We start from the raw sequence: 6,579 nt of genomic DNA, 5'->3' as shown, positions 1-6,579 counted from the left end.
TCTCGGCGAGGGCCGTGGAGGAGGAGTGCATCAGCCGCTCCCGGCGGTGAACGTGCACCAGGTGCAGGTGCCTTTGCGGCCCCAGTCCCGGGCGAAGAAAGAGACGAGCTGCATGCCGCGTCCACCTTCGTCATCCAGACCTGCCTCCCGCACCTCCGGGCCACCGGAGGAGTGGTCGTCGACCTCGATCAGCACGTCACCGGCGGGGTCACAAGTGACCTGGAACGAGACGGAGTTGGCGTTGCCGTGGACGATGGCGTTGGTGACGATCTCGCTGACCAACAGCTGCACCGTCCCGACCACATCGCGATCCCTGACGCCGACCCTCCCCAGCACAGCGGCCGTCACCCGACGCGCAGCCTCCACCCGCCTCGGATCGGCATCGAACGACATCTCAGCGTGCGCACTTCTCATCGGCTGTCTCCAAGTCGCCGTCTCGCCACTCACCGGGATCGTGTCGAGGCGGGCCGGTAAACGTGGAGAGAGCAGAGCGGGAGCGCGCTGTGCGGGAAGCGTCGGATGCACGGGAATTCCCTCCGAGATCGTGTAACAGCGGGCCCGACCTGGACGGGGCTTCGCGTTCTGCGTGCTGCCAGTCCGCCTCGTCGCGCTGCAAGCAGCAGTCCGGCGCTGTCATGTATGGCCATACGGGCCTGGTGTTCCTGCACGCACTACGCAACCGGACGAACACGCACAGCGGTACCGTGTGCGCAGCGCGGCAAATTGAAAGCGTTGAAAGTTCGCGGAACGCGGGGAGCTACGCCATGGCCAAGCGCGAGCAAAACGGCTGCCTGAGTCGCCTGCTCAACGAGTCGGCGTTGAGCCACAGCCAGTTCGCGACCGCCGTCAACAAGGTCGGTACCGAGCACGGCCGACCGTTGAAATACGACGCTTCAGCGGTGAGCCACTGGCTGGACGGGACGGTCCCCAGGAAGGAAGTCCGTCCGCTCATCCTGGAGGCCCTCGCGCGCAGGCTCGGCCGCCCGATCACTCACGTAGACGCGGGGCTTCCCTCACCGTTGGATGGCCAGTTCGCTCCCGGAGCTACCGTTGAAGGGTTGCTCAACCTGGGGAGGCAAGACATGGACCCGTCCCGCCGCGGTGTCATGGGCTCGGCTCTGTTCTCCGTCGCGCTCACCATCCCGAACTGGCCAGAGGTCGTAGGCCGGATGGAAGCCGTGCAGGCCGGCCGATCCCGCCGCATCGGATTCGCCGAAGTCGATGCAGTGATCGCCATGACGGAGAAGGTCTCCGAGCTGGACGACATGTTCGGCGGACGCCATGCACGGCCGATGGCTGCCGCGTTCCTGGTCAATACGGTCGGGCCCCATCTTCGGGCTGACGGCACCAATGAAGTACGCAAGGCCATGCTGTCGGCGGCCTCCGACCTCCTCTATCTCACGGGGTACATGGCCGTGGACGAGGGCCTCCACGGCCTGGCACAGCGCTACTACGTCAAAGCCCTGGAACTCGCGGGTGCAGCCGAGGACCATCTCACGTACTGCACCACCCTGCGCGGGATGAGCCTTCAGGCGGTGGACCTCAACCACCACGCCCCGGCCCTTCGCCTGGCGAACGCAGCAGCAGCCGCCTCGCCCGCCGCCGGCCCGCGCATGCGGGCATTCCTCGCCGGACAGCAGGCCCACGCCTACGCCGCCTCGGGCGACCGCCGGAACGCCCTTCAGCTCATAAAGGAAGCGGAAGTTGCGATGGAGAAGGCTGAATCACGAACTGCGGCGTTCGGCAGCTACGACCCGTCGTCCCTTGCGTACCACGTCGCACAGGTTCAATACGGCCTTGGAGACGTGGCCGGCTCGGTCAAGAACCTTGAGGAATCGTCGCAGCTCCGCCATGACGTGTACCGCAGGACCCGCGTCCGCTACGACGCCATGCTCGCGGAACGACAACTGGAACTAGGGCACTTGGAGGCCGCATGCGCTACCTGGGGCCGCGTCCTTGACGACTACCCGTTGGTCCAGTCGGGGCGCGCCGACGAGCGCGTCGTGCAGATGAAAGCACTACTACGTCCCCACCTGCGCAACCGCCCGGCACAAGCCCTGTACGAGCGGGCGCGAGCGGTGAGCGTCCCGGCCAACGCGTAATCGACCGCCGACTCGGACATCGTCCCTGGGATGCAGTGGGCAGGGTCGTTTCAACCTTGGCGCTCTCCCGAAGTTACCCCTGGCCGCACTACGTGGTCCTCAGATACTGGTGGCCGCGCTGTGAACCTCCCAGCCCCACCCGTCAAAGGTGCTCAGAAGCGGCTGCGCGCGAGTACGGTGCAGAGCCAGAACCAGGAGATGTGTGGGGCGCGTGATACCGACGAAGAGTAGCTGCGCCGTCTTGCGCACGGTATCCGAAGCACTGGCGATGTCCGTCGCCTGCGTGATGAGGGCCAGGGTTTGGCCTACATCGTGTCTCTGACCTCGGCTGTCCAGGCACTCAAGGATAAGAGTGGCGGCGTGTGTCTCACCTTTGGCACGCTGGATGGATGAGGCCACGAAACCTGCGTCTGTACCGGTGGTGGGTACGGTTCGTGATAGAGGCACAGGCATGTGGCCGAGAGCTTCGTGAAGCCTTCTCGTGGCCGGTAATGGGGTGCCGGTGAGATGCGGCAGCGTCTCTTTGAGCCGGTCCATCAGTTTGTTCCATTGGTCTGCGCGGTCGATGTCGGCGGTGAGCAGATGGTGCAGGAGTAGGCGTGCCTGGCCGCCGGGCGAGTGAGGGGCGCGTTCGAGGCGTGACAGGGGAGGCAATGGCTGATCCTGTCTGCCTCTACAGGCTCGGCGCACGGCGTCCCAGGCGTTTACCGTTGCGGTATGGCGGTCGGTCTGGAGGTCGGCGCGCGCGGATCGCAGGTGGGTGATCAGCTCTTGAGCGCCTTGCGTTCGGGGCAGCGCGACGTGGTTGGGCAGGTAGCAGTTGATCGCACGTGGAAACTTCTTGGCGGTTCCTGGGGCCAGCCGGGAGGCCAGCACGCGGGGCGGGTGGGCGGCGAGAATGTCGGCGGGGACTTTTTGCCGAGCCAGGCGTTCGAAGGCGGGGACGACGTCGGTGACGGAGTCGTCGTCGTAGAGAAGGACGGCAATGGTTCCCTCGGGACCCTCTCCTTCGATGGTCTGTCGGCGTCGGACCGTGAGCTGGCTGGCCAGCGCAGCGATCTGGGTGCCGAAGCGCCGGCTGACCGGTAGTTCGGACGCGGTGGGCATCGGGAAGGAAGAAGGCCGCGGTGGGGCGGGGGTTCCATCGGCGAAGATGCCCTGGTTCGTGTCACCCACTCGCTGTACTACGGTGCCGCCCTGGCCGAAGACCTGGTCCAGGAGGTGCTGCTGGAGATCGCTCGTGTCTTGCATCTCGTCGAGCAGGACAAAGGGAAACCGGTACGCGGTGGCACGGGCAACGTCAGGGAGACGAGCGATATATTGCTCCGCAATCGCGAACATGTCGCCGTAGCGAAAGCGGCCCCTGTGCTTGAGTTCTTGCTTAAGTCGGACTAGCTGTTGGGCGCTCTCGCTGGTGGATTTGAACGGCAACGCACCCTTAGGGCCGGTGACGATGAGCTCTCCGGCTTCGCAGACGTAGGTCGCTTTCGCAACAAGGTCACGCCTGTCGTAACCATGCTCCGTGTATATCTTCAGCGTGCGGTACCGGGGATTGTTGTCCAGGAGCCACAGGGCGTCCTCGGCGTATGCCTCATCGTCGATGGCCTGGATCTCGATGCCTTGCGAGCGAAGGGCCGGCAGCGCGAAAAATGTATTGGTGAACGTCTGGATGGTTCCGATGAAGTGCGGGAACCCCATCAGGCGGCGCCCCGCCGGAGTGTCGCTGAGACGGCGTGTTATCTCGTCCTTGGCGGTGTTGGTGTGTGACAGGACGCAGATGCCGCTGGTGGCTGAGGTCCAGCCTTGTGCCAGGAGTGTGAGCTTGAGCCCGACCAGACTGGTCTTCCCCGATCCGGGGGCTGCTTGGAGATCCAGAGTCTCGGTGCTCTGCAGAAAGTCCCATTGTTCAGGGTGGGAGAGGTCGAGGCCACGCTGGGCGGCCAAAGCCTCGGTCCTGTCCTTGGCCAATACGCCCGGAGTGAAGGGAAGGCTCATCGGTCAGCCGCCGGTGTGCAGAGGTGGTCGAAGGCAGCGATGAGGTAGGGCGGAAGGTCTTCGTCCCTGACGGGGGTCTTCTGTAGTACGCGGGCAGCATGCTGGGCCGTGATGGACTTGCTGACCCGTCCTATGCGCAGCGGCCTGTAGACGTCGAGGGCTACGTCGGCCAGTGTCCGTCCGGCACCCCTCCACTTCTGGACTTCCTGCTCGGCCTGTTCATCGAGGACCTTGAGCTGGTCGGCAGTGGGCCAGGTGGACTTCGAGGCTGCGCGCACGGCTTGTTGCATGAGAGTGGCCAGGGTCCAGGAGGCTGCAGCGAGGTCGTACTCAAGGGTCCAGTGGTCAGAGACGAATGTGCGCACGTTGCCGTCGTCTTCATCGCTCAGGTTGGCGACATACGCGGCGATCTGCTCTGGTGTCATCTCGGCCGAGCACTTCAGTTCCTTGCGCATGTCTTTCGGGGTGCCTGCGGGGACGAGGTCGCGGTCGCGGATGCAGGCCACCTTGACGGGGATTTGCTGGCCGTCGCGCTGGAAGATGCGCCGGTAGCGAAAGAGGCCGACGCTGCCCACGTTGACAATGCTCAGCCCGCGCTCGTTGAACGACCGGCTCACGGCCTGGGCGAGCGCGGGCAGCAGGATCGCTTCGGCAGCGCCCTCGACGATGGCAACGCCCCGGGCGAAGAAGAGGTTGGCCTTGGTGACGTCGAGGAAGCGGCTGAGGAAGGCGTAGTCGTCGCGGTGCAAGCGCGTTCGATCGGGAGCCAGGTTGAAGGTGGCACCGCGGGCCACCAGGGTGAGGTGCTCCACAGGGGTGGCCGAGGCGATATTGGGGCTGTGGGTCGTGCATATGACCTGCACGGGGAGCGTCGGCTGGTCATCGGTGTCTCCGGCCCGTTCGTGCAGGAGATCCATGATGCGGGTCTGCAGTTGCGGGTGCAGATGTGCCTCGGGCTCTTCGATCAATAGCAGCGGAGCGAAGGCACTGTTGCCCAGTAGGAGAAGTTCGGCGGCCATAAACAGGGCGTTGCTGTAGCCGAGTCCGTGCTTGCTCCACTCCTTCGTGCCGGCGAACAGCCGTAGTTCCAGGCGCTCCAGCGCACGGGCGAGGGTGGCGTCACCAGCGACGCCGATCTCTCCCCGCAACGTGTCGGCGCCGATAGCGAACTTCTGCAGGTAGTTGGTGTTGATGTCCTGGTGGGCCGCGCGGATGCCGTGATTCTTGTTGATGTGGTGTTCGGTGCGCTTGAGGATGCCGACCAGTGTTTCCGCGCTGTCAGAGTCCTCGTCGAAGTCGTTCTTGTCCTGGGACCGCATGGCGGGGTAGTCGGCGAGGATCTGCGAAAGGCGTGATCCGCGGCCGGAGCGCAGTTCAGCTTCCGCGTCCCGCAGCGGGCGCAGGTAGGTGGCTTTCAGGAGTTCCCGGGCAGTGCCGTCCAGAGCAGGGCCGTTGCCGTCGCGGCCGGTTCGGGTGGTCAGGGAGGTGCGGCCGGAGCGCCCTGGATCTATCAACTGCGCGCGCACGGTGATGTACAGGGCGCATGTGCCGTCGTCCTCTGTGGTCAGGTGCTCGAGGAACACGGCCTGCTGCTGGCGGGTGAGATCTTTGAAGGTGCAGGTGAGTGTGAAGGTGTCGGCGCGGCCGTGTTCGTTGACGTGGAAGTCGTCTTCGGTGATCCGGTAGTAGTCGCCCGCTGTGGTCTGCAGGCACAGCCGGATAGCGTCGACGATCGCGGTTTTCCCGCTGCCGTTCTCCCCAACCAGTACGTTGGTGGACGGCCCGAACGTGGCCCGCAGGCTCAGATTCTTTCCGTCATCCTGCCGGGGTGCGGCCCCGAAAATCCGGAAGTTTTCGGCATGCAAGCAGGCCAAGTACATGAAGCGCCCCCGTATTCGCACCCGCAGTTCGATACGCGCGGGTGTGCCGAGCTGCCCCGATTTCCCTTGTGACAGGCAGCCTTGACGCATCATAGGCACTGTTTCTTCACGTAGTGCACGCAATCTGCATACTGCTGCTCTGCTCTCCAGTTTCACTTCAGCAACGACTTGATCGGCAGCCACGGGCGGCTGGATCGATGACGAAGTGGCGAAGGACCATCACCTAGCGGTCGTCACCAAAGCCCGCGCCCACGGTCAGAGCGGTAGCGGCCGTCGATTGAGGCTAGGCACGGCCACGCCACAGCTATGGGTCTAGGCGGGGGCGAAGCGACGGCTCAGACCGTGTACGACTCATCTGGCGGACAGGCTGGAGGCACGCCCGCTGCATGCGGGCATTGTGCGGTTTCCCGTGGGGCGGCATCCCGAGCCGACCACGAGCCCACTGCACCCGGGTGCTCTCTCGACTGAGGGCACGTTCCTTCCGCGAGTGACGGCAGGAGGGGCTGTAGCCGGCAGTACGGATGCACGCCATCTCGTCTGAGGATATGGCCATGAAATCTGAGGGCCTACGTGCGCATCTTGATCAGTTTGCTGACGGCAGA

4 protein-coding genes are annotated in these 6,579 nt (G+C 64.7%); 1 reads left to right on the top strand and 3 read right to left on the bottom strand.

Annotated features, from left to right (window positions below):
- Window positions 1-30: 30 nt before the first annotated feature.
- Window positions 31-393 carry an ATP-binding protein gene (locus tag ACIBBB_RS29985; RefSeq protein ID WP_398987478.1) on the bottom strand — a complete coding sequence of 121 codons (363 nt, stop codon included), beginning with the start codon at window positions 391-393 and terminating at the stop codon, window positions 31-33.
- 371 nt (window positions 394-764) lie between these two features.
- Between ACIBBB_RS29985 and ACIBBB_RS29980 the strand changes: the two genes are divergently transcribed.
- On the top strand, window positions 765-2,102 hold the full coding sequence (locus ACIBBB_RS29980) for a tetratricopeptide repeat protein (RefSeq protein WP_398987462.1): 1,338 nt from the start codon (window positions 765-767) through the stop codon (window positions 2,100-2,102).
- 99 nt (window positions 2,103-2,201) lie between these two features.
- On the opposite strand, the gene ACIBBB_RS29975 is transcribed toward ACIBBB_RS29980, so the two are convergent.
- Window positions 2,202-4,097 carry a UvrD-helicase domain-containing protein gene (locus ACIBBB_RS29975; RefSeq protein WP_398987460.1) on the bottom strand — a complete coding sequence of 632 codons (1,896 nt, stop codon included), beginning with the start codon at window positions 4,095-4,097 and terminating at the stop codon, window positions 2,202-2,204.
- A complete protein-coding gene (locus ACIBBB_RS29970; RefSeq protein WP_398987458.1) occupies window positions 4,094-6,160 on the bottom strand; it encodes an ATP-dependent nuclease in 2,067 nt (688 codons plus the stop codon). The genes ACIBBB_RS29975 and ACIBBB_RS29970 overlap by 4 nt, the downstream gene beginning before the upstream one ends.
- Between the last annotated feature and the right edge of the window lie 419 nt (window positions 6,161-6,579).

The organism is Streptomyces sp. NPDC051217, assembly GCF_044455465.1.
Classification (GTDB): Bacteria; Actinomycetota; Actinomycetes; order Streptomycetales; family Streptomycetaceae; genus Streptomyces.
This window is presented reverse-complemented; position numbering and strand designations above follow the sequence as displayed.

Bases quoted from the DNA above. Each gene is read 5' to 3' on its own strand.
- ACIBBB_RS29975 (WP_398987460.1), bottom strand. From the start codon at position 4,097: ATGAGCCTTCCCTTCACTCCGGGCGTATTGGCCAAGGACAGGACCGAG.
- ACIBBB_RS29980 (WP_398987462.1), top strand. From the start codon at position 765: ATGGCCAAGCGCGAGCAAAACGGCTGCCTGAGTCGCCTGCTCAACGAG.
- ACIBBB_RS29985 (WP_398987478.1), bottom strand. From the start codon at position 393: ATGTCGTTCGATGCCGATCCGAGGCGGGTGGAGGCTGCGCGTCGGGTG.